The organism is Streptomyces sp. NPDC002643 (genome assembly GCF_053592555.1).
This window is the reverse complement of record NZ_JBSFVY010000009.1, coordinates 73,931-95,295: the sequence shown is the minus strand read 5'-3', so window position 1 is coordinate 95,295 and position 21,365 is coordinate 73,931. Positions and strand designations below refer to the sequence as shown.

Below are 21,365 nucleotides of genomic sequence, written 5' to 3'. Positions count from 1 at the left end.
CGCATGGCCGCCACGGATGGCGTACCCCGCAGGGAGTACGCGTGATGACCCCGCTGGGGTGACGCGGGTGACGTGGCCGGGCGTCTAGCGTGGCGGGCATGGGAGAACAGGGCGTTCGGGCGGGTGGCCCCCCGATGTGGGGTGGGCCGCCCTGGCGGCGGTGGCATGGGGCGCCGCCGTGGTGGCAGCAGTCGGAGGGCGATGGGGCGCGCCCCGGTTGGCCCTGGGTGTCCACTCTCGCGTTCACGGTGTTCGTGATGGTCGGTTCGAACGCCGCCGCCGGTTTCCAGAAGGGTGAGCGCGCCGACCTGGACCCCTTCGCGCGTGTCCTCCTCCTCATCGGTGGCCTCATGCTGCTGTGGCGGTGGCGGCAGCCGGTGCTCGTGGCGTTCGGCGCCGCCGCGACCGCCATGGTGTATCTGGGCGCCGGGTATCCGTACGGGCCGGTGTTCCTCACGGTCGCCCTGGGCTGCTTCAGCGCGATCGTCGCCGGGCATCGCAGGGCGGCCTGGACGGCGATGGGCGCCCTGTGGGTGGGGCATGTGCTGGTGGCGCACTGGTTGTACCGGTGGCTGCCGCCGAGCGGGGACGACGCGGCGGGTTGGGGGCAGGAGGTCGCCGTCGTGACCTGGGGTGTCGCGATCCTCGCCCTGTCCGAGGTGGCCCGCGCCCGGCGCGAGCAGTGGGCCCGGGAGCGGGCCGAGCGCGCACAGGCGGCCCGTCGGCGTGAGGACGAGGAGCGGCTTCGCATCGCCCGCGAACTGCACGACGTCCTCGCCCACAGCATCTCGGTGATCAACATCCAGGCGGGCGTCGGCCTGGCCCTCCTCGACTCCGACCCGGATCAGGCCCGCACCGCCCTCACCACCATCAAGGCGGCCAGCAAGGAGGCACTGGGCGAGGTCAGACAGGTGCTCGACACCCTCCGCACCCCCGGTGACGCCCCGCGCGCCCCCGCCCCGGGGCTGGCCCGGCTGCCCGAGCTGGTCGAGCAGGCGGCGGATGCCGGGCTGACCGTCGAGGTGGAGGGCGAGGCTCCCACGCTGCCGCCGGGCACCGATCTGGCCGCCTTCCGTATCGTCCAGGAGGCCCTCACCAACGTCGTACGGCACTCGGGGTCGAGGCACGCGCGTGTGCGGCTCGAACGCGGGGGTGGAGAGCTGCGGCTGAGGATCGACGACGACGGGCCCGCGACCGGCACCGACGCGGGCGGCAGCGGCAGCGGGCTCATGGGGATGCGGGAGCGGGCCGCCGCGCTGGGTGGCACCATCGAGGCGGGCCCGCGCGACGACGGAGGGTTCCGGGTGCTCGCCGTACTGCCGGTGCGGGCGCCCCGTGAGGTCGAGGAGGACCGGTGATCCGCGTACTGCTCGCCGACGACCAGTCCTTGGTGAGGGCGGGGTTCAAGGCGCTGCTCGACGCCCAGCCCGACATCGAGGTGGCCGGGGAGGCCGCCGACGGTGAGGAGGCGCTGCGCAGGGTGCGCGAACTGCGCCCCGATGTCGTCCTGATGGACATCCGCATGCCCGTCCTCGACGGCCTCGCCGCGACCCGGCGCATCACCGACGACAGCGGACTCGAAGACGTCAAGGTCGTCATGCTGACCACCTTCGAACTCGACGAGTACGTCTTCGAGGCGATTCGCTCCGGTGCCTCGGGCTTCCTGGTCAAGGACACCGAGCCCGAGGAACTCGTGCGTGCCGTCAGGGCGGTTGTCGAGGGGGACGCCCTGCTCTCGCCCGGTGTCACCCGGCGGCTGATCTCCGAGTTCGCGGCCCGTTCCAAGGAGCCCGCCACCATGGCCTCCCTCGCCGAACTCACCGAGCGGGAACGGGAGGTGATGGCCCTCGTCGGGATCGGGCTCACCAACGACGAGATCGCCCGCCGCCTCGTCGTCAGCCCGCTCACCGCCAAGACCCACGTCAGCCGCACGATGGTCAAACTGGGCGCCCGGGACCGGGCCCAACTCGTCGTCCTCGCCTATGAGTCGGGTCTGGTCCGGCCGGGGTGGCTGGGATGAGACGGGGAGGGGCGGGCCCGGGCAGCGGCCGGCCTTTTCGTCGGCCCCTCTGCGGCTGGCCCCTTTTCGAACGGCTCCTCTTCGGTCAGCTCAGACGATCGCCGAGTTCTCCCGCCACAGGTCGGCCAGGGCGGAGTCGCCGGTGACGGTCGGGAACGGTGCGCGGTTCCAGAGGGAGAGGTAGAGCCGGGATGCCGGGCCCGTGATCTCGCAGTGCGCGTCCGGGGTGTCGGCCGGGGCGAGGTGCTCGGTGCGCTCGGCCACGGGAGGCTCCGACGACAGCCGTACGGTCCAGACGGCGTCCGTGTCCGTGGCCCGTACCCGCAGGACGCGCGGCTGGTCGGTGCGTACCCGACTCTTGTCGCGGGCGTGAAAGGCGAGCAGCAACTCGTCGATGCCGTCGACCGCGAAGTCCACCGAGGGCTCGATCGGTGTGCCGCCGCGCGCGGACTCGGCGTCGACGCGGTGGACGGTCGTCTCATGGGCCTGGCGGCGGGCCCAGAAGGCGGACGGGGAGGGCGCGGGCAGGAAGGCCCAGCAGTCGAGGTCGGCGGGGGCGGCGCGCAGGGTGTCGACGAGCCGGCGGTGGCCCTCCTCGAACCAGGTCAGGAGCGCGGCACCGTCCAGATCGGGTTCGGGCAGGGGCCCCCGGGGCGAGGTGTGTCCCTCGGCGACGAAGGCCGTGGCCCACCGGTGGACCGTCCCGATGTGCCGCAGCAGATCCCGTACGCGCCACCCCGGGCAGGTCGGCACCTCGGCATCGGCGCCCGCCTCCCGGGCCGCCTTGGCCAGCAGCAGCCCCTCGTCGTCCAGCGTCCGAATGTGCTCGGCAGTCTCCATGGGGCGAGTCTGCCGGATGGAGCGGGCTCGAAGCGGCCCATTTCCGCCGGGGCAGGGGGAAGGGCGGTGTGCGGAAGGGGAGGTCGGCCGCGCGGGGGCCGAAGAGGCGGCCCGGCCGGAGCAACCGGCGGGGCGCGACCTCCGTCTTTCACACTGTCAGGGAGCCGTCCTCACACGGCTGTCGTGGTGTTCCTCCGGCGCCTCGTCGTCACGTGTCAGCCACTCGGCGACGCTGCGGGCGATCGGTTGGCCGGTGTCCATTTCCACGAAGCCGAACTGACCGGACTGGTTGCACTCAAGGAACCACCAGACACCGTCGGAGTCCTCGACGAAGTCGAAGGCACCGTAGGCGAGTTCGGCGCCCCGGAGATAGGCGCGCACGGCCGGGGCGATGACGTCGGGGACGTCGACCGGGGTCCAGGGCAGGCCCGAGGCGGTGTAGCGGACATCGACCTCGTCGGGGTGGGCGTCCGGAGGAACCGCCTTGCGGGCGGCCAGCATACGGTCGCCGACGACGGTGAGGCGTATGTCGGCGGTCTTGTCGATACGGCGTTGCAGCAGCGTCGGACCGAAGGCGACGGCGGCGAAGTCCGTGCCGGGCGCGATACGGCTGGTCGGAACCGTCCTCGGCGGCTCCTGCGGATGGGTGCCGGAGATCGGCTTCACCACCAGGTCGGGGAAGCGCTCGGAGAAGTCGCGGGCGGCCTGCGGGAACGTGGTGATCAGCGTGGCCGGCACGGGCAGCCCGCAGCGCTGGGCGTGCCGGAGCTGCCAGGGCTTGTGCCGGGCCCGCCGGGCCGCGTCGGGGTCGTTCATCCAACGGGCGGTCGTGCCGCGCAGCATGCCGTACAGGGCCTGCGAGGTCTCCTCGGTGAGCCAGGGGGAGGGCTCGGCGACATGGCCGGCCGGGGTGCCCGGCCGGCGCAGCCAGATGGACCGCAGTCCGCTCATGCTGACCAGACGCCCCCCGGCGGACAGATGTCCGTGGAAGGCGCCCTGCACGTACTCGCCGGAGAGTGAGACCCCGCCGGGCAGATCGGCGGGGTCCAGCCGGACCACCGGTACGCCGGTGACGTTGAGCTGGGCCACCACCAGGTCCGCCGTCACATCCTGTTCGCACGTCAGGATCAGCACCGTCATCGTCGCGGTTCCGCGTTCAGTCGTCGAAATGGGTCTTCGAGCCCGCCGTTGACGTGGTCGCCCCCAATTCCCGCATCAGAGCCTGGTCATGGGCCGCTATTCGTCCGTCGGCGAGCACGTTCAACTGCAGGCCGGAGTCATAGGTGTACGGAGCGCTGAACTCCAACTGCTCAGTCGTGCGAGCGTAGTTGAGCACGAACAGTCGCATCGTTTCTCCTTGTTCGGGACCATCCGGAAAACGGATGGTGACGCTCCGGCCGCACTCTGTTCGGCCGGGTCGCTGTGCCTCCAGGGAGTTATACGAATCGAACGACTGAATGGTTGCCTCATGTTGTCGGGGGCCGATCGCCTTGTACCGGGTGCTTGTATCGGACGACGGTGAGTGGTCATTTCGGGGTGTGGCGAGTGTCGAACGCGTCCGACGAAGCGGGCGAACCCCGTGGTGCGAGGGAAAGCCGGTGGGGGCACAGGTATGGGTGGCGCCCCTGGGGGTACTCGCGGAGCCTGAAAGGCACGTCACCGCTTGCCGGTGCCGGAAGGAAGAAGAGGAAGAAGAGGAAGAAGAGGAAGAAGAGGCGCATGCAGTTCCGTGACCGCGAGCAGGCGGGTCAGGAGCTGGCGGAACGGCTTCGGATCGAGCAGGAGAAGGGGGCCCTTTCGCATCCCGTCGTCCTCGCCCTGCCCCGTGGCGGAATCCCGGTCGCCCGCGAGGTCGCGCGGAGGCTTCAGGCCGACCTGGACGTGCTTGTCGTGCGCAAGATCGGGGCGCCGTTCCACGAGGAGTTCGGCATCGGCGCGCTCGCGGGCGACGACGATCCCCTCTTCGATCTGGACACCCTGGACCGGCTGGGGCTGAGCGAGGCAGAGCTCGCCGGGACGGTGCGGCGGGAACGCAAGGAACTGCGCCGCCGGGAGGAGCGCTACCGGCAGGGCCGGCCGGCGCCGGAGGTGCGTGGCCGGACCGTGATCGTCGTGGACGACGGACTGGCGACCGGTGTGACGGCGCGTGCCGCGTTGCGTTCCGTACGACGTCACGCCCCCGAGCGTGTGGTCCTGGCCGTACCGGTCGGCTCGCGGGAGGCGGTCGCCCTGACCCGGCGGGAGGCCGACGACGTGGTCTGCCTCTACCAGCCCACTCCGTTCGCGGCCGTGGGCGAGTGGTACGAGGACTTCGCCCAGCTGACGGACGACGATGTGCTCGAAGCGCTGCGCGACGGCCGCTGAGCGGGACGTGACTCTCGCTCACCAGCTCACCAGCTCACCAGCTCACCAGCTCACCAGCTCACCAGCTCACCAGCTCACCAGCTCACCAGCTCACCAGCTCACCAGCTCACCCGGTGACGCGGTCGCCCGTGTGTCCGGCCGGTCGGCCTCCGGCCCTGCCGGGCTCGGCGGGTGGGCGTGGGCGCGGTCGGCGTTGGGTGGCGATGGGGAGAGAGTAGGTGCGGCCCTCGACACCCCACTCGCCCACCGCCGGCCTCGGACCGGCGTCGAACGCACGCAGGGAGGGCCGCCCGATATGGGCGAGAACCAGCCGGCGTACACCGTGCCGTACGGCCTGCTCGGCGACGGTCCGCACACCGGCGTGGCCGCCCACGCCGCCCCGGAACCGGATCGGCGGCCCCCAGGCCGCGGCTTCGGCGAACATCAGGTCCGCCTCTGCCGCCCAGGCCGGAAACTCCCAGAACTCCGGCGCCCACACCACGGACAGGCCGGGCGCCTCGATGCGGTAGCCGTAGGTGGGATGGGACGTGTGGACCACCGGGTGGCAGCGCACCCGGACATCGCCGAGGTCCAGATCACCGGCCCGGATCGAGACGCCCCGAAGGGCCGCGTCCCGGCGCAGCGCGGATCTCAGCTCCGCGTGCTCGTCGGTGACCAGCCAGCCGGCGAGCGGACCGGGCGGCGGTTCGGCGCCGGGGCCGCCGTCGAAGACCGCGCGCTCGCCGGCGCAGCGCAGCAGCAGCCCCGCCGGGGCGAACCGCGGCGAGTTCATCGCGCCCACGCCGAGCAGGGTGAGCCGCAGCCACCGGGTCATGCGTCGGCCCCCTCGGCTTTCGGATGCGGGGTCGCGGAGAGCGTTCCGTCGGGTTCCAGAGTGATGTGCGTGCCCTCGCCGATACGGTCGAGGGTGGCGCGCAGCCATGCGCGGTCCTCGTCCGGCGCGGGCTCCAGCCGCATCCGCCGGGCCCGCAGTGCAACCATGCGCAGGCCGGTCAGCCGTCCCGTGTCCGTCGCCACGGTGACGTAGTAGGCGATCCGGAGGTCGTCGCGGTACTTCTCGTAGCCGGGGATGCCCTCGTAGTCGTCGATGAAGTCGCCGCAGCCATGGAGGATCAGCCGGTCGCGGTACAACTCGACGGCGCGCGGGTGGTGCGAGGAGTGCCCGTGGACGACATCCACACCCCCGTCCACCAGGGCGTGCGCGAAGCGGAACTGCTCCCGCGAGACGTGATAGCCCCAGTTGCTCCCCCAGTGCACGGAGACGACCGCGATGTCGCCCGCCCGCTTCACCTGCCGTACACGCCGGACCACGGCGGCGGCCGCGCGGGGGGACAGGTCGGGAACGTGGGCGACGCCGGACCGGTCGGCGCTCGCCGCCCAGCCGGCCGGGATGCCGCTGGACGGCATTCCGAAGGCGAGGACGAGAACACGGCCGCCGGACGGGACTGGGAGGGCCACGGGAGCCCATGCCTCGTCGGCGTTCCGCCCCGCGCCCGCCGCCCGCAGACCCGCGCGGGCCAGCGAGTCCAGCGTCTCCGCCAGCCCGGCGCGGCCGAAGTCCAGCACGTGGTTGTTGGCCAGGACGCAGACGTCGGGCCGGGCCACGGCCAGCGCGGGCAGGTTCGCCGGGTGCATGCGGTAGTGGACCGCCTTGTCCGGCGCGAACTCGCCACCGCGTGTCACGGCCGTCTCCAGATTCACGATCCGGACGTCCGGGGCGGCCACCTCCAGCGAGCGCAGCGCCTCGCCCCACGGCCAGGACGGTTCGACCGGCGCGGGCACCGGGCCGTTGACCGACTCCGCCAGGCGCACATACGACCGGGCGTCCCGGAGGTAGTCCTCCCGCAGCGCGGGATCACCGGGACACGCCAGGATCTGATCGACACCGCGCCCGAGCATCACATCACCACAGACGAACAGCGTCACCACGCCGTCGGCCATACCTCCACACTAGGAGGTGCGTCCGGGGCACCCCCGGGTGATAGGGAGCGCTCCACGCGGGTACTGCGGATGTCGGACGCCGGACGCCGGACGCCGGACGCCGGACGCCGGACGCCGGATGTCGGACGCCGGAAGCCGGGGCATCGGATGCCGGACGCCGGGGCGCCGGAGGCCGACGCCGGACACGGGAGGCCGCCTTGGAACTCGTCGAGGAACGTCCCCACCGCTTCCGTATCGAACCGCGCGGGCAGATGCGGGTGCCCGGGGTGGTGTTCGCGTCACGGTCCTTGCTGAGGGATGCCGAACACTCCCTTGAGCAGGTCGCCAACGTGGCCACACTGCCCGGCATCGTCGACGCCTCCTACGCCATGCCGGACATCCACTGGGGCTACGGCTTCCCGATCGGCGGGGTGGCCGCGACCGCCGTGGACGACGGCGGTGTCGTCTCGCCCGGCGGCGTCGGCTTCGACATCTCCTGCGGCGTTCGGCTGCTGGTCGCGGACACCGACCGGCGGACCCTCCAACCGGCACTGCCGACGATCATGGACGGCCTGGACCGGTCGATCCCACGCGGCGCGGGACCCGGCGGCGTGTGGAAGCCGACCGGTCCCGGGCAACTGGAGCGAATACTCAGGGGTGGTTCCCGGTACGCCGTGCGGGAGGGGTACGGCGAGGAACGCGACCTGTGGAGGTGCGAGGACGGCGGGGCGGTCGCCGACGCCGACGTGACCGAGGTGAGTCAGCGGGCGCGGGAGCGGGGGCTGGCCCAGGTGGGCAGCCTGGGTTCCGCCAATCACTTCCTGGAGGTCCAGCGGGTCGACGAGGTGTACGACGACACGGCCGCCGCCGCGTTCGGGCTGGCCGTCGACCAGGTGGGCGTGATGATCCACTGTGGTTCGCGCGGCCTCGGCCACCAGATCTGCACCGATCACGTCCGCGCCATGGACCGTGCCATGTCCCGCTACGGCATCACCGTGCCCGACCGGCAGCTGGCCTGCACTCCGGTCGACTCGCCCGAGGGGCGGGCCTATCTGGGGGCGATGGCCGCCGCGGCCAACTACGGCCGCGCCAACCGCCAGTTGCTGTCGGACGCGGCCCGCCGGGTCTTCCGCCGCGCCACCGGAACACGGCTGTCGCTGGTGTACGACGTCTCCCACAACCTCGCCAAGATCGAGACCCATACGGTGGCCGGAGCCCGGCGCCGCCTGTGCGTGCACCGCAAGGGCGCCACCCGCGCCTTCCCGCCCGGGCACCCCGACCTGCCGGACGATCTGCGCGAGGTGGGCCAGCCGGTCCTGATCCCCGGCACCATGGGCACCGCCTCATACGTCCTGGTCGGTGTGGTCGGAGGTGACGCGTTCTTCTCCACCTGCCACGGCGCGGGCAGGGTCATGAGCAGGCACCGGGCCGCGCGGGCGACAGGCGGGCAGGAGCTGCGGGACCGGCTGGAGACGGAGGGCGTCGCCGTGCGCCCCCGTTCGCTGCGCGCCCTGGCGGAGGAGGCCCCGGAGGCGTACAAGGACGTCGGTGAGGTGGTGGCGGCCAGCGAGGCCGCGGGCCTGTGCCGCCCGGTCGCCCGGCTGGTCCCGCTCGGAGTGGTGAAGGGCTGACCCGGTGGCGAGGGGCGATCCGCGCAAGCCCAGGCGGCGAAGGGGCGATCCGCGCAGCCTCACACGTCGACGGTCACCCCGCACGACCAGCCGTACGCGTCCGGCGCCATGCGCAGCGCCTGCCACGAGACGCCTTTGGGCACGGCTCCGATGATCTCCACGTCCGCCAGCTCGGCCAGCGCCAGTCGCACGTCGAGGCCGTCGTCGACCGGCTCCGCCTCCACGTCCACGGGCACTCGGCCGTGCGTCTCGACACGGAAGACCACCTCGTCCAGCAGCGCGGCCAGCAGATCGTCGTCGCCGCTCTCGATCAGCCGGACACGCTCCACGGAGGTGGGCCGTACCCCGGTGACATCGGCGAAGCACTCCACGGTCCCCAGCACCGCCTCCACCAGACAGCGCTCCCGGCTCGCTCCCCACGCCTCGACGCGTATGTCGGCGGTGTGCGGTACCGCCCGGTGGCCGTCTCCGCCTTCGCGCCGCAGCCGGATGTCGTCGTCCGTGTCACCGACCATGTCCGTCTCCTGTGGCCGTTCGTAGCTGCGGGCAGTCGGCCGGCCGACCGGGCGGGGCCGTCCGTGCCCGCGATCCGGGTACCCGTGACGGGACGGGCCCACACGACGGTCGGTGCCCGGAGCAGGGGGCAGGAGCGTACGGCAGGAGAAGGAGGGCGACGGTGATGATCTCCCGGACGGTCATGGTGCCCGTTGACGGGCAGGCGCTCGCGGGTGATGTGGTGGTGCCGGAGTCGGCGGAGGCGGTGGTCCTGTTCGCCCACGGCAGCGGCAGCTCCCGCCACAGCCCCCGCAACCGGATGGTCGCGGAAACGTTGCGCACCGCCGGTCTCGGCACCGTGCTGATGGATCTGCTCACCGAGAGGGAGGAGCGCGAGGACGAGTGGACCCCCGAGTACCGCTTCGACATCCCACTCCTGGGGAGCCGTCTGGCCATCGTGATCGACTGGCTGGAAGGACAGCCCGGCACCGGTGGGCTGCCGATCGCCCTGTTCGGCGCCAGTACCGGAGCGGCGGCGGCTCTCGTCGCCGCGGCGGAACGCCCCGACCGGGTCCGGACCGTGGTGTCGCGGGGCGGACGGCCCGATCTGGCGGGGGACGCCCTGGACCGCGTACGGGCTCCGGTCCTGCTCATCGTCGGCGGCCGGGACCCGGAGGTACTGCGGCTGAACGAGGAGGCGGCCCGGCGGCTGAGGGCCGCCCACTCGCTGCACGTGGTACCGGGCGCCACCCACCTGTTCGAGGAGCCCGGCGCACTGGAGGAGGTCGCCGACGAGGCCAAGGCCTGGATCGCCGACCACCATTGAGAACCACCTCCACGGGGCGTTTCGTTCCTCGATCGAGTTTCTCGTCAGCGCCGTTGACCGCATTCCCGAGGCGTGGACAGGGGAAAGGGGAGATGGCGATTCCGAATGTGTGAAAGACCGTCTCGTCATGCGTGAAAGACCGTCTCGTCATCAAAGGCGTCCACCGACACAAACTCCGTTATGACGCAGTGGAGTTGATGAGTTACGCACTCGTGTTTCACGGAGTGCTCGGGCCGGGTGAATCAGGCCGGGAATTCCACTCCCGGGGCTTCCGGAGCACTCGGCTGCCGGAACTCAGTCGGCCGCCCGGAACGTGCGCAGTCGCAGCGAGTTGCCGACCACGAAGACCGAGGAGAAAGCCATGGCGGCCCCGGCGATCATCGGGTTGAGCAGGCCCGCCGCGGCCAGCGGAAGGGCGGCGATGTTGTAGGCGAAGGCCCAGAACAGGTTGGAGCGGATCGTGCCCAGGGTGCGGCGGGCCAGGCGGATGGCGTCGGCCGCCACGCGCAGATCGCCTCGTACGAGGGTCAGATCGCCGGCCTCGATCGCGGCGTCCGTCCCTGTCCCCATGGCCAGCCCCAGATCCGCCTGGGCGAGGGCCGCCGCGTCGTTGACGCCGTCGCCGACCATCGCGACCGAACGACCCTCGCCCTGCAGCCGTTTGACCACGTCGACCTTGTCCTGCGGCAGTACCTCGGCGAACACGTCCTCCGGCGCGATGCCGACCTCCCGGGCGACGGACTCGGCCACCGCCCTGTTGTCACCGGTCAGCAGGATCGGGGTGAGGCCCAGCCCACGCAGCCGGGCGATCGCCTCGGCGCTGGTGGGCTTCACGGCGTCGGCGACCTCCAGCACCGCCCGCGCCTGACCGTCCCAGGCCACCACGACGGCGGTACGACCGGCCGCCTCCGCCTCGGAGCGGACCCGCGCCAGCCCCTCCGGCAACTCCATCGCCCAGTCGGCGAGCAGCCGCTCCCGGCCCACGAGCACCGCATGGCCGTCGACGACACCCTGCACCCCGAGCCCGGGCACGTTCGCGAAGTCCTCCGGGGTGGGCAACGCCCCGAGCCCTGCCGTCGGCGACGATCCGCCGAGCCGCTCCACCGCCCCCTCGGTGATCGCGCGGGCGACCGGATGCTCGGAGGCGTGCTCCAACGCGCCCGCCAGACGCAGCACTTCGGCCTCGTCGGCGGAGTCGGCGGTGTGGACGGCCAGCAGGGTCATCCGGCCCGTGGTGACCGTGCCCGTCTTGTCGAGGACGACCGTGTCGACCTTCCGCGTCGACTCCAGCACCTCCGGGCCCTTGATCAGGATGCCCAACTGGGCTCCGCGTCCGGTGCCCACCAGCAGCGCGGTCGGTGTGGCGAGCCCCAGCGCGCAGGGGCAGGCGATGATCAGTACGGCGACGGCGGCGGTGAACGCGGCCGTGAGCCCCGCGCCGTTGCCGAGCCAGAACCCGAGGGTGCCCAGGGCGAGGGCGATCACGATCGGTACGAAGACCCCGGAGATGCGGTCCGCGAGCCGCTGGACGGCGGCCTTGCCGTTCTGCGCGTCCTCGACCAGCTTCGCCATCCGGGCCAGCTGGGTGTCGGCACCGACCCGGGTGGCCTCGACGACCAGTCGTCCACCCGCGTTGACCGTGGCCCCGGTGACCGCGTCACCGACCCCGACCTCCACGGGCACGGACTCGCCGGTGAGCATGGACGCGTCCACGGCGGACGAGCCCTCGACCACCGTCCCGTCGGTGGCGATCTTCTCGCCGGGCCGCACGAGGAAACGGTCGCCGACCGTCAACTCGGCGGTGGGGACGGTCACTTCGGTGCCGTCCGGCCGTAGCAGGGTGACGTCCTTGGCGCCCAGTTCCAGCAGCGCCCGCAGTGCCGCCCCCGCCTTCCGCTTGGAGCGGGCCTCGAAGTACCGCCCGGCCAGGATGAACGCGGTCACCCCGGCCGCCGCCTCCAGGTAGATGCTCCCGGAGCCGTCGCCGCGCTCGATGGTCAGCTCGAACGGGTGCGTCATGCCCGGTGTGCCGGCCGTCCCGAGGAACAGCGCCCACAGCGACCAGCCGAACGCGGCCAGCGTCCCCACCGAGATCAGGGTGTCCATCGTGGCCGCGCCGTGCCGTGCGTTGGTGAGCGCCGCCCGGTGGAAGGGCCACCCCGCGTACGTCACCACGGGCGCCGCCAGCGTCAGCGACAGCCACTGCCAGTACTCGAACTGCAACGCCGGGACCATCGCCATCGCGACCACCGGGACGGCCAGGACGACCGCCGTGACCAGCCGCTGCCGCAGGGGCCGCAGCTCGGCGTCCTCCGCCTTGTCCCCTGCGTCTCCGCCTTCCGTCGGTACGGGCGGTGCCGGCGGTTCCGGCTCCCGCGCGGTGTACCCGGTCGCCTCGACGGTGGCGATCAGATCCCCTACGGACACCTCACCGGCGTAGCTGACCTTGGCCTTCTCGGTGGCGTAGTTGACCGTGGCGGTCACCCCGTCCATCCGGTTGAGCTTCTTCTCGATCCGCGCCGCGCACGAGGCACAGGTCATCCCGCCGATGGACAGCTCCACCTCGCCCTCGGCGGGTGCGGTGGTCGGGGTCGTGGTCATGGCTACTCCTCGTCGGTGATCTGCGGTCGCCCCTGGATACCAGGAGGGGGTATCTTGGGTTCCCGGTCCTGTATACCCCTGCTGGGTATCTGAAGCAAGTGGCTCCACCGGTTGACAAGGTACCCCCCAGGGGTATGGTGAGCTGTGTCGAGACCTTCGAAGCCATGACTTTCCACGAGCGCCCGAGACCCCGAGGAGACGGCCATGAACACCGGACTGAAGATCGGCGCCTTCGTCGCCGCGCTGGCCGCGACATTCGGCACCGCGTACGGAGTGGGCCAGGGCATCGACCCCGTCGTGTCGGAGTCGAAGGAGAGCGCGCCCGCGCGCCACGGCCACAGCGAGACGTCACCGGAATCCGCCACACCAGACGCATCCGACGCATCCGACGAGGGCGGTGGCCACACCGAGGAGCACGAGACCACACCCGCGGGCGGACTGCAGATCTCCGAGGGCGGCTACACACTCGACCTCGGCACATCGAGCGTCACCGCGGGTCAGCGCACCGATCTACGGTTCGTGATCCGGGACGCCAACGGCCACGCGGTCACCGAGTACGAGCGCGAGCACGACAAGGACCTCCATCTGATACTCGCCTCACGCGACCTGGTCACCTACCTCCACCTCCACCCCACCCTCGCGGCCGACGGCACCTGGAGCACCCCGGTCGACCTGCCCGAGCCCGGTGGCTACCGCGTCTTCGCCGACTTCACCCCGGCCGGCGAGAATACCGAGAACCTGACGCTCGGCGCCGACCTCGCCGCCTCCGGCCCGTACGAGCCCCACGAGCTCCCGGCGCCGAGCGACACCGCCACCGTCGACGGCTACGAGGTCGAACTGAACGGAACCCTGCGCCCGGGCAGCGAGAGCGAGCTGCAGCTGAAGGTCTCCCGCGACGGCACCCCCGTCACCGATCTCCAGCCCTACCTCGGCGCCTACGGCCATCTGGTCGCCCTCCGCTCCGGCGACCTCGCCTACCTCCACGTCCACCCGGGCGGCGAGCCCGGCGACGGCAAGACGGCCTCCGGACCCGGCGTCTCCTTCACGGCCACCGCCCCCAGTGCGGGCACCTACCGCCTCTTCCTCGACTTCAAGCACGACGGCGAGGTCCGCACGGCGGCGTTCACGGTCGAGGTCGGCCTCGATGAGGGCGATGCCCAGGGGGACGACGTCCATGAGGGCGATGGCCATGAGGGCGACGGCCATTGAGCCCCGGGACACAACGGGGCCCTGGGACACGACGAAGCCCCAGGGACACAACGAAGCGCCGGAACCGAGGACTCGGCTCCGGCGCTTCGATGCATCGACTCAGTTCAGACCGGTCGACGCCTTGAGCAGGCTGGTCTCCGCGTCATCTCCCTCAAGGGAGTAGATCATCACACCGGCCAGGCCCTTGTTCTTGATGTACTGCCGCTTGGCCGTCATCGACTTCGGGGTCTCGACACCGAAGAACGTGCTGCCGTCGTACATCCAGGTGGACTTCGTCCTGCTGTCCCAGAAGATCGTCTCGTCGGTCAGCTTGTTCGCCGACTTCAGCTCCTTGTAGAAGGCGACACCAGGGGCCTGCGACAAGGGGTACGCCGCCGGAGCACCGGTCGCCGTCCGGTAGAGCCCGTTCGTGCCGCCGTTCTCCACCCCGGTCCAGCCACGGGCGTAGAAGGGCACGCCGAGGGTGATCTTGCCGGCCGGGAAGCCCTTGCCGAGGTACGTCGTGATGGCGTCGTCCGCCGTCATGCCGGTCCCGTCGGCCGGGTCCGCCGCGGAACGGTACAGCGGGGCGTTGAAGTTGGTCGGTCCGGTGCCCTCCCAGGCGCCGTGCATGTCGTAGGTCATGATGTTGCCCAGATCCAGATACGACGCGATCTGCCCCACCTCGACCTTGCTGATCTTGCTGGGGCCGGCCGGCAGCGCGGCGGTGAGCAGTTTGTCGGAGCCGAGCTGGGCGCGGAACTCGGCGAGCAGCGCGGTGAAGTTGGCCGTGTCCTCGGCACTGTAGTGATTGCCGGTGTGGCCGTCGGGGCTGGCCGGGAACTCCCAGTCGATGTCGATGCCGTCGAACACGCCCGCCGCGGCGCCGTCACCACCCGCGGGATCGTCACCGAGCTTCGGCAGGTTGCCCTTGATGAACATGTCGACACAGGACTTGACGAACTTCTTCCGCGAGGCGTCGGTCGCGGCCGCGTCCGAGAAGTACTTCGAGTACGTCCAGCCGCCGATCGAGACCAGCACCTTCAGGTTGGGGTGCTTCGCCTTGAGCTTCTTGAGCTGGTTGAAGTTGCCCTTCAGCGAGTCGCCCCACTGGTCGGCGACACCGTCGACGCTCTCCTCGGCGGTGAAGCCCTTCTGGTAGTCGGCCCAGGCGTCGCCCGCGCCGTCGTTGCCGTCCGCGTCGCTCTCGTCGCTCGAACCGGACTTGTTCGCCGCCATGCAGGTCAGGTTCACCGGGTCGATGTTCTGGAACGCGTAGTTGAGCTTGGTCAGTTTGGCGGCGGTGCCGTTCTGGTCCAGCGTCTTCAGGTAGTAGCTGTTGGCGTAGATCGACCAGGAGTTGAAGTACGCCACGCGCTCGCCCGGCACGCCCGCCTCGGCGCCCGACTCGTCCCAGTCGAGGTCCTCGACAGTGGTGTCACCGGGCAACCGCCAGGCGTCGACACCCAGACTGGTGCTGTTGAACAGCAGGAAGTCCGAGACCCGGTCGACATCGAGATCGGAGAAGGCACCGATCGACCCGTTGAACGCGTCGCCGGAGCGGATGGTGCCGAGCGACTCCCAGCCCTCGGCGGCGGCCGCTGTGGTCGTCGCGTCCGTGGAGGCTGTCGTGGCTGTCGTGGTCGTCCTGGCGGCCGCCGCTGTCGTGACCGAGGTCGAGGCCGAGGACGTGGACGTGGCGCTCCAGGAGCCGCCGAGGTTCTTCCACGCGAGCACGTCGCCGGTCATGTACTGGACGACCACCGCGTCGGCCTTGCCGTCGCCGGTGATGTCGGTGAAGTAGAGCTGTCCGACCGGGCCCTCCGCCGGGTGCGTGAAGCCTTCGATCTGGTCCCAGTCGCCGGGGCCCGGTATCCCGGTCGCCGTGTTCTCCCAGGCGGTGACGAAGTTGTTCCGGTCCACGAGGAGGAGGTCGTCGTCGGTGTCGCCGTCGATGTCGGCGAAGACCGGCTCCCCGACGCCCAGGTCGTTCGCGGCGAGGACCGGGTCGGCCCACTTGACGTCGGTGCTGGTGGACTCGTTGCGCCAGACCCGCATGGCGGCGAAGCCGGTCCCGGACTCGGCGGCGGAGAGGAAGTTGATCAGCTCGTCGCGGCCGTCGCGGTCGAGATCGCCGAAGTACGCCGTCTTCGGCAGCTCGGTGGCGGTGGCTGGCGCGGTGTCGCCGAGCGGGAACCAGACCCGCTCACCCTCCGACCCGCACCCGGCGTTCACCCAGGTGTAGAGGCGGCCGTCGGAGCCACTCATGGTGCGGTCGCCGTCGCCGTCTCCGTCGAGATCCGTGAACCTGGTCTGCGCGCTGTCCGCGCTGTCCACGATCTGGCCCAGCGAGGTCCACTCGTTCGCCGCGCCGTCTCCGGCCGGTTCACGGCAGACACCGGTGGCCGTGGTGCCGGAGCGCAGCCATCCCGGAAGGAACCCCTCGACCTTGTTGAGGACGCTCTCGACGGTGTCGGCGGCTCCCGTACCACCGAAGAAGTGCTCGATCGTTCGAGCAAGCACGATGGCCTTGCGTTTGAACGCCTGGAACATGGCGAGTGCCCCGTCCGTCCCGGCCCAGGTGACCAGGAACATCGTCAAGCCCAAGCCGATGGACTTCGACATGGTGTCGGCCCACTCGTCCTTGTCGGTCAGCTTGCCGTCGGCCCACTGGGTGAGGAAACCGTTCATGAACTCGCCCATGAACGTACCGAAACCGACACACGCAGGGATCGGCCCGCCCGCCCGCTTGCAGACGGAGCCCATCCAGAGACCGAACAGGGCGGAGGACGAGACGATCAGCGCGCCCCGCCACCAGTACACCGAGTCCACCTCGGCCTCGGGCGCCTTGATGGTGATGGTCGCGACCGTGCCCTCAACCGTCCACTCGTGCTCGAAGTCGAGGAAACTCAGATCGGGCAGGACATCGTGCAGCCGGCCCTCGGTCTTCTCCTCCACGACCTCGCCGAGGGTCTTCCCCGAGTCGTCGATCGCGATGAGTTCCTGGCGCAACTCGTCGGCCATGGCCGCGTCTTCGAGGTCGAGGCTGATGGCTTGGTCAGTGTCCGTCGTCTGGGCCTGCGCCAAAGGCGCGTGGACACCACTGAACAGCAAAGCGGCAGCGGTGATGCCCGCTATGAGGGCCAGAACTCGGCCGAGTCGGGCATGTCGACGCTGAGGGGGGATGCGTGACGCATCGTCTGTTCTTCGAGGCGGAGAAATCATGCCAGACGGTAACGTTGGATCATCAGCTCCGTTCAGGCCCAAAGGGGCACTGATGGGGGCCAGAAGGGCACGGCAATACGGGAGTTGACGTGCCGTCAGCCGTCAGCCGTCAGCCGTCAGCCGTCAGCCGTCAGCCGACGACCGGCGGTCGGCGTTCCCCATGGCGTGTGGCTTGCTCGAAGGCGTAGCCGGCCTGGAGGACCGTCCAGTCCTGGCGGTGCGGGCCGACGATCTGGAGGCCGACCGGGAGACCCCCCGGGGTGAAGCCGCCGGGGACGGAGAGCGCGGGGCAGCCGGTCACGGAGATCAGATACGCCGAGCGCATCCAGTCGAGATAGGTCTCCATCGGGGTGCCGTCCACGACCGTCGGATATGCCAAGTCGATGTCGAACGGGGCCACCTGACTGACCGGGAGCAGCAGCAGATCGTACGTCTCGAAGAACCGGCGCACCCGGTGGTAGAGCGCGGCGTGCAGGGTCTCGGCCCGGCCCAGGCCGGGGCCGGAGAGCTTGCGGCCCTCCTCGATGTTCCACACCACGTCCGGGGCCAGCCGGTCGCGGTGCTCGTCCAGCAGCGCCCCATGGCCGAGTTCGAGCTGCCAGGCGCGCTGGGCGAGGAACACCTCGTCCGCGCCGGTCAGATCCGGGCAGGCCTCCTCGACCTCGCAGCCCAGCGAGGAGAACACCTCGACCGCCGAGCGCACCGCGTCCCGTATCTCGGGGTCGACCGGCACGGCCCCGCCGAGATCCGGCGACCAGGCGACCTTCGACCCCCAGATGTCACCGTTGAGTTGCCACACGAAGGTGGAGCCGGGGGTTTCGAGCGAGCGGGGGTCACGCGGGTCGGGGCCGGACAGCACCGACAGGGTCAGGGCGACATCCGCCACCGTACGGGCCATCGGACCCTTCACCGACAACTGGCCCCACGGCGCCCGGTCCGGCCACGACGGTACGCGCCCGGGGGAGGGACGCAGCCCGACGACGTTGTTGAAGGACGCGGGGTTGCGGAGCGAACCGCCGGTGTCGCTGCCGTCGGCGATGGGCTGCATCCCGCAGGCCAGGGCCACCCCGGCGCCGCCACTGCTGCCGCCCGCGCTGCGCGCGAGGTCGTACGGGTTGCGCGTGGCCCCGAAGACCGGGTTCACGGTGTGCGAACCGAGGCCCAACTCGGGGACGTTGGTCTTGCCGATGGTGATCGCGCCGGCCTGCTTCAGCCGTTGGACGACCAGATGGTCCTGGACGGGGACATGGTCGGCGAAGATCGGCGAGCCGTACGTCGTACGGATGCCCGCCGTGTCGTGCAGGTCCTTGTGCGCCACGGGCAATCCGTGCAGCGCGCCCACCGTCTGCCCGGACGCCAGCCGGTCGTCGGCCTCGGCCGCCTCCTCCAGGGCCCGTTCGGCGACCAGCGTCACGATGGCGTTCACCGTCGGGTTGACGCGTTCGATCCGCTCCAGATGGGCGGTCACCACCTCCCGCGCGGACACCTCACGACGGGCGAGTGCCGCCACGAGTTCGTAGGCGGTCCGGAAGCACAGGTCGTCCGTGGGGTTCACGTCCGCCGGCGAACTCGTGCCCGCGGCGGGGCTCGCGGGGGGCACGGCGGTGTCCATGACGTCCTTCTCCGGGTGCTGCGCGGTGTGGTCGACGGCTTGGTTCACGAGGTGGTTCACGCCCCTCCCAGGGAGTCCTTGAGCTGGACGACGGCGAGTACGGCGAAGAGCGCGAAGGAGCCGGCCAGCAGGACGTTCGAGGTCTTTCCATTGCGGTACACCGGGTCGACGCCCCGGCGGTTGAGGAGAACGAGCAGGGAGCCGGACAGCAGCGGCAGGACGAGCGAGCCGACGGCGGCGTAGGTGAGGACCAGGGAGACCGGGCGGCCCATGAAGACGACGACGACCGAGGCGACGGCGCAGTACAGCAGAAACAAGCGGAGCGGAAGGCTTCGCTGCCCGATGTGGCGTTCCGCCTCCGCCTCCGGGATGCCGCGCATCGACCGCAGCGAGTCGGCGAGCAGGTAGCACAGGGCGTTGAAGCCGCCGACGAGCGCGCTCAGCGTCACCAGGAAGAACGTCCCGAGGAACAGCACCCGGGCCACGGACCCCAGGTCCGCGCCGAGCGGATCGGCGAGCGCGGCCAGCCCCTCGTTGCCGGTGATGGTCCCGCCGGTGCCGTACAGCAGCCCGGTGCCCACCACCGTCGTACACACCACGAAAAGGAAGGTGAACGCGTAACTCACCGCCGAGTCCGCCCGCATGACGCCCAGTCGGCTCTGGTCGGCCCAGCCCTTCTCCCGCACCCAGTAGCTGTACGAGGCGATCCCGACGGTCCCGCCCACACCGCCGATCAGCGCGAGCACGGTGATCAGATCGCCCTCCGGCAGCCTCGGGCGGAGGGTGCCGAGCAGACCCGGCAGATCGTCGGCGGTGGCGAGCGTGGCCACCGCCAGTACGGCCATGCCGACGAACTTGGCCAGCATGAAGACGCTCATCACCCGCTCGAACAGCGCGTACCGCCCGACGTACACGATCGCCGCCGACACCAGCGCGATCACCACGGCCACCGGCCTCAGCGGCAGCGCCGGGAACAGCGTGGTCAACGCCAGGGACGCAACCGAGCTGAGCGCCGCACCATAGAGCAACCCGATGACCAGCACGAACGCGATGAACAGCAGCGGCAGCGGACGGCCCACCGACCTCAGGCTCATGATCACGGTCTGACCGGTGGCCATGTACAGCCGGCCCACCGCCTCGGTGAGCGCGCACTTCAGGACGACCCCGATGACGATCGCCCACATCAGCGCCATCCCGTACCCGGCGGCCCCCGCGAGCGAGGAGACCATGTCCCCCGCGCCCACACTGGCGGCGGCCAGGACCAGCCCGGGGCCCAGCAGCGCGCGCCGCCCGCGCCGGAGCACGGACCGGGCGGGGGCGCGGTCGGCGGATGCGACGGCCGGGGAACGCGGGGGACTGTCGGGAGTCGCGGTCACGTCAACCATCTCCGTACATCGGGGAGTTGCGGGAGCCATGGATTCGTGCGCTCGTACGGCCCTGGGGGAGGGGCGGCGTACGGCGGTGGGAGCGGGGGACGGGCGCGGCGGGAGGAAGGGGGCGCTGGGGCGGGGGGTGGGGGTGGTGTGGGGCCGCCGCATGGCAGGCTGGGCCATGGTGACGGAAGGGAACAAGAACCCCGGCGGGAATGACGGAATCCGCCATAGTCTGGGTCCGATGGACGCACCGCAGACCGGCCTCGTGGCGGATTCGCTGGACCGACGTATCGTCAGCGCGCTGCAGATCGACGGCCGGGCCTCATGGCACCGTATCGCCACGGCGCTCGGCGAGCCCGAACGCACCGTGGTCCGCCGGGGCACCCGACTGCTGGAGTCCGACCTGATCAGGGTCGGCGCCATGACGGTACGCGGCCGCAGCACGGTGGTCGGCGTACGCTGCGCACCCGGCCGGGCCCGGCTCACCGCGACGGCCCTGGCCCGCCGTCCCGACTGCGTCTTCGTCCATGTCCTCACCGGCACCCCGGACGTCGTCGCGGAACTCCTCTGCCCCCGCGACCGCCTCACCGGCCTCGTCCTCGACGAACTCCCCGGGCTGCCGGGTGTGGTGGAGACCTTCACCCTCCCGGTGCTGCGCCACATCCGTACGATCCGCGAGTGGCACGCGGGCCTGCTGACGGACGCCGAGATGGCCGTCCTCAAGGCCGGCGGCCCCACGGCGGCGGACGACTGCGGCACCACCCGCGATTCCACGCCGATCGCCGACCCCTTACCCGCCGGCGACCCGACCACCGAACTCGCCCGCGTCGACCGGCTGTTGCTGCACGCACTCGCCGACGACGGACGCCGCACCTACGACGAACTCGCGCGCGTGGCGGGCGTCTCGGAGGCCACCGCGAGACGCCGGCTCAGCGCCCTGCGCCGCGCCGGCCGGGTCCGCATCCGCGCCGTGATCGAACCGGCCCTGCTCGGCCTGCCGGTGGAGGCCGTCCTCCGGGTCCGCACACCCCCGCTTCGCCTGGAGGCCGTGGCGATGGCCCTCACGAAGTCCGCCCACGTCCGCTACGCCAGCTTCGTCACCGGCGCATGCCAACTCCTGCTCCTGACCGCCTTCCCCGACGAGGCGACCCTCCACGACTTCGTCACCCGTTCCCCGTGGCTGACGGACGTCGACTCCGTGGACGTCTCCCTGGTCCTCACCACCCTCAAACGCGGCGGCATGCTCGCCCCCTGGCTGCGCGACTGAGTC

General features: G+C 71.1%; 17 protein-coding genes. 7 read left to right on the top strand and 10 right to left on the bottom strand.

The window, feature by feature from the left end; all coding sequences use genetic code 11:
• The first annotated feature begins 98 nt into the window (after nucleotides 1-98).
• On the top strand, nucleotides 99-1,358 hold the full coding sequence (locus ACWD4G_RS15840; RefSeq protein WP_451293582.1) for a sensor histidine kinase: 1,260 nt from the start codon (nucleotides 99-101) through the stop codon (nucleotides 1,356-1,358).
• Complete coding sequence (locus ACWD4G_RS15835; protein ID WP_451293580.1) at nucleotides 1,355-2,020, top strand: response regulator; 666 nt, start codon at nucleotides 1,355-1,357, stop codon at nucleotides 2,018-2,020. The genes ACWD4G_RS15840 and ACWD4G_RS15835 overlap by 4 nt, the downstream gene beginning before the upstream one ends.
• Before the next feature lie 90 nt (nucleotides 2,021-2,110).
• Here ACWD4G_RS15835 and ACWD4G_RS15830 read toward each other — a convergent pair whose 3' ends face one another.
• From ACWD4G_RS15830 to tgmA, 3 genes are all read right to left on the bottom strand, one after another.
• Nucleotides 2,111-2,860: a maleylpyruvate isomerase family mycothiol-dependent enzyme gene (locus tag ACWD4G_RS15830; protein WP_451293578.1), complete on the bottom strand. Its 750-nt coding sequence runs from the start codon at nucleotides 2,858-2,860 to the stop codon at nucleotides 2,111-2,113.
• Between the two features lie 156 nt (nucleotides 2,861-3,016).
• Nucleotides 3,017-4,000: an ATP-grasp ribosomal peptide maturase gene (tgmB, locus tag ACWD4G_RS15825; protein WP_451293576.1), complete on the bottom strand. Its 984-nt coding sequence runs from the start codon at nucleotides 3,998-4,000 to the stop codon at nucleotides 3,017-3,019.
• A 16-nt stretch (nucleotides 4,001-4,016) separates the two neighbouring features.
• Nucleotides 4,017-4,208, bottom strand: coding sequence for a putative ATP-grasp-modified RiPP (gene tgmA, locus ACWD4G_RS15820; RefSeq protein ID WP_451293574.1), 192 nt, complete (start codon nucleotides 4,206-4,208; stop codon nucleotides 4,017-4,019).
• A 371-nt stretch (nucleotides 4,209-4,579) separates the two neighbouring features.
• Between tgmA and ACWD4G_RS15815 the strand changes: the two genes are divergently transcribed.
• Nucleotides 4,580-5,224: a phosphoribosyltransferase gene (locus ACWD4G_RS15815; protein ID WP_451293572.1), complete on the top strand. Its 645-nt coding sequence runs from the start codon at nucleotides 4,580-4,582 to the stop codon at nucleotides 5,222-5,224.
• A 106-nt stretch (nucleotides 5,225-5,330) separates the two neighbouring features.
• Here ACWD4G_RS15815 and ACWD4G_RS15810 read toward each other — a convergent pair whose 3' ends face one another.
• The gene (locus ACWD4G_RS15810; protein ID WP_451293570.1) at nucleotides 5,331-6,038 is read right to left on the bottom strand and encodes an MBL fold metallo-hydrolase; all 708 of its coding nucleotides are present in this window, start codon (nucleotides 6,036-6,038) and stop codon (nucleotides 5,331-5,333) included.
• Entirely contained in the window at nucleotides 6,035-7,165 is a 1,131-nt protein-coding gene (locus tag ACWD4G_RS15805) for a CapA family protein (RefSeq protein WP_451293568.1), read from the bottom strand. Before ACWD4G_RS15805 ends, ACWD4G_RS15810 begins: the two co-directional genes overlap by 4 nt.
• Nucleotides 7,166-7,362: 197 nt before the next feature.
• Between ACWD4G_RS15805 and ACWD4G_RS15800 the strand changes: the two genes are divergently transcribed.
• Nucleotides 7,363-8,775 (top strand): RtcB family protein, encoded by a 1,413-nt coding sequence (locus tag ACWD4G_RS15800; protein ID WP_451293566.1) that lies wholly within the window; start codon nucleotides 7,363-7,365, stop codon nucleotides 8,773-8,775.
• A 59-nt stretch (nucleotides 8,776-8,834) separates the two neighbouring features.
• Here the strand turns inward: ACWD4G_RS15800 and ACWD4G_RS15795 are convergent, their stop codons facing one another.
• Nucleotides 8,835-9,290: an archease gene (locus ACWD4G_RS15795; RefSeq protein WP_451293564.1), complete on the bottom strand. Its 456-nt coding sequence runs from the start codon at nucleotides 9,288-9,290 to the stop codon at nucleotides 8,835-8,837.
• Between the two features lie 164 nt (nucleotides 9,291-9,454).
• Between ACWD4G_RS15795 and ACWD4G_RS15790 the strand changes: the two genes are divergently transcribed.
• On the top strand, nucleotides 9,455-10,096 hold the full coding sequence (locus ACWD4G_RS15790) for a dienelactone hydrolase family protein (RefSeq protein WP_451293562.1): 642 nt from the start codon (nucleotides 9,455-9,457) through the stop codon (nucleotides 10,094-10,096).
• Between the two features lie 294 nt (nucleotides 10,097-10,390).
• Here ACWD4G_RS15790 and ACWD4G_RS15785 read toward each other — a convergent pair whose 3' ends face one another.
• Nucleotides 10,391-12,697 (bottom strand): heavy metal translocating P-type ATPase, encoded by a 2,307-nt coding sequence (locus tag ACWD4G_RS15785; RefSeq protein WP_451293560.1) that lies wholly within the window; start codon nucleotides 12,695-12,697, stop codon nucleotides 10,391-10,393.
• Between the two features lie 204 nt (nucleotides 12,698-12,901).
• Here ACWD4G_RS15785 and ACWD4G_RS15780 point away from each other — a divergent pair, with 204 nt between their 5' ends.
• Nucleotides 12,902-13,906 carry a hypothetical protein gene (locus tag ACWD4G_RS15780; protein ID WP_451293558.1) on the top strand — a complete coding sequence of 335 codons (1,005 nt, stop codon included), beginning with the start codon at nucleotides 12,902-12,904 and terminating at the stop codon, nucleotides 13,904-13,906.
• A 99-nt stretch (nucleotides 13,907-14,005) separates the two neighbouring features.
• Here the strand turns inward: ACWD4G_RS15780 and ACWD4G_RS15775 are convergent, their stop codons facing one another.
• The 3 genes from ACWD4G_RS15775 to ACWD4G_RS15765 form a co-directional block, all read right to left on the bottom strand.
• Nucleotides 14,006-16,972: a glycoside hydrolase family 18 protein gene (locus ACWD4G_RS15775; protein WP_451293556.1), complete on the bottom strand. Its 2,967-nt coding sequence runs from the start codon at nucleotides 16,970-16,972 to the stop codon at nucleotides 14,006-14,008.
• A gap of 268 nt (nucleotides 16,973-17,240) precedes the next feature.
• Nucleotides 17,241-18,722, bottom strand: a complete 1,482-nt coding sequence (locus ACWD4G_RS15770) for an amidase (protein WP_451293904.1) — start codon at nucleotides 18,720-18,722, stop codon at nucleotides 17,241-17,243.
• A gap of 56 nt (nucleotides 18,723-18,778) precedes the next feature.
• The gene (locus ACWD4G_RS15765) at nucleotides 18,779-20,107 is read right to left on the bottom strand and encodes an Nramp family divalent metal transporter (RefSeq protein ID WP_451293554.1); all 1,329 of its coding nucleotides are present in this window, start codon (nucleotides 20,105-20,107) and stop codon (nucleotides 18,779-18,781) included.
• A 229-nt stretch (nucleotides 20,108-20,336) separates the two neighbouring features.
• Here ACWD4G_RS15765 and ACWD4G_RS15760 point away from each other — a divergent pair, with 229 nt between their 5' ends.
• Nucleotides 20,337-21,362, top strand: a complete 1,026-nt coding sequence (locus ACWD4G_RS15760; protein WP_451293552.1) for an Lrp/AsnC family transcriptional regulator — start codon at nucleotides 20,337-20,339, stop codon at nucleotides 21,360-21,362.
• Nucleotides 21,363-21,365 lie beyond the last annotated feature (3 nt).

Excerpts from the sequence above, each read along its gene's own strand:
- ACWD4G_RS15780 (WP_451293558.1), top strand. The coding sequence starts at position 12,902 with ATGAACACCGGACTGAAGATCGGCGCCTTCGTCGCCGCGCTGGCCGCG.
- ACWD4G_RS15770 (WP_451293904.1), bottom strand. The coding sequence starts at position 18,722 with ATGGACACCGCCGTGCCCCCCGCGAGCCCCGCCGCGGGCACGAGTTCG.
- ACWD4G_RS15765 (WP_451293554.1), bottom strand. The coding sequence starts at position 20,107 with ATGGTTGACGTGACCGCGACTCCCGACAGTCCCCCGCGTTCCCCGGCC.
- ACWD4G_RS15830 (WP_451293578.1), bottom strand. The coding sequence starts at position 2,860 with ATGGAGACTGCCGAGCACATTCGGACGCTGGACGACGAGGGGCTGCTG.
- ACWD4G_RS15815 (WP_451293572.1), top strand. The coding sequence starts at position 4,580 with ATGCAGTTCCGTGACCGCGAGCAGGCGGGTCAGGAGCTGGCGGAACGG.
- tgmA (WP_451293574.1), bottom strand. The coding sequence starts at position 4,208 with ATGCGACTGTTCGTGCTCAACTACGCTCGCACGACTGAGCAGTTGGAG.
- ACWD4G_RS15840 (WP_451293582.1), top strand. The coding sequence starts at position 99 with ATGGGAGAACAGGGCGTTCGGGCGGGTGGCCCCCCGATGTGGGGTGGG.
- ACWD4G_RS15805 (WP_451293568.1), bottom strand. The coding sequence starts at position 7,165 with ATGGCCGACGGCGTGGTGACGCTGTTCGTCTGTGGTGATGTGATGCTC.
- ACWD4G_RS15795 (WP_451293564.1), bottom strand. The coding sequence starts at position 9,290 with ATGGTCGGTGACACGGACGACGACATCCGGCTGCGGCGCGAAGGCGGA.
- tgmB (WP_451293576.1), bottom strand. The coding sequence starts at position 4,000 with ATGACGGTGCTGATCCTGACGTGCGAACAGGATGTGACGGCGGACCTG.
- ACWD4G_RS15785 (WP_451293560.1), bottom strand. The coding sequence starts at position 12,697 with ATGACCACGACCCCGACCACCGCACCCGCCGAGGGCGAGGTGGAGCTG.
- ACWD4G_RS15760 (WP_451293552.1), top strand. The coding sequence starts at position 20,337 with ATGGACGCACCGCAGACCGGCCTCGTGGCGGATTCGCTGGACCGACGT.
- ACWD4G_RS15790 (WP_451293562.1), top strand. The coding sequence starts at position 9,455 with ATGATCTCCCGGACGGTCATGGTGCCCGTTGACGGGCAGGCGCTCGCG.
- ACWD4G_RS15810 (WP_451293570.1), bottom strand. The coding sequence starts at position 6,038 with ATGACCCGGTGGCTGCGGCTCACCCTGCTCGGCGTGGGCGCGATGAAC.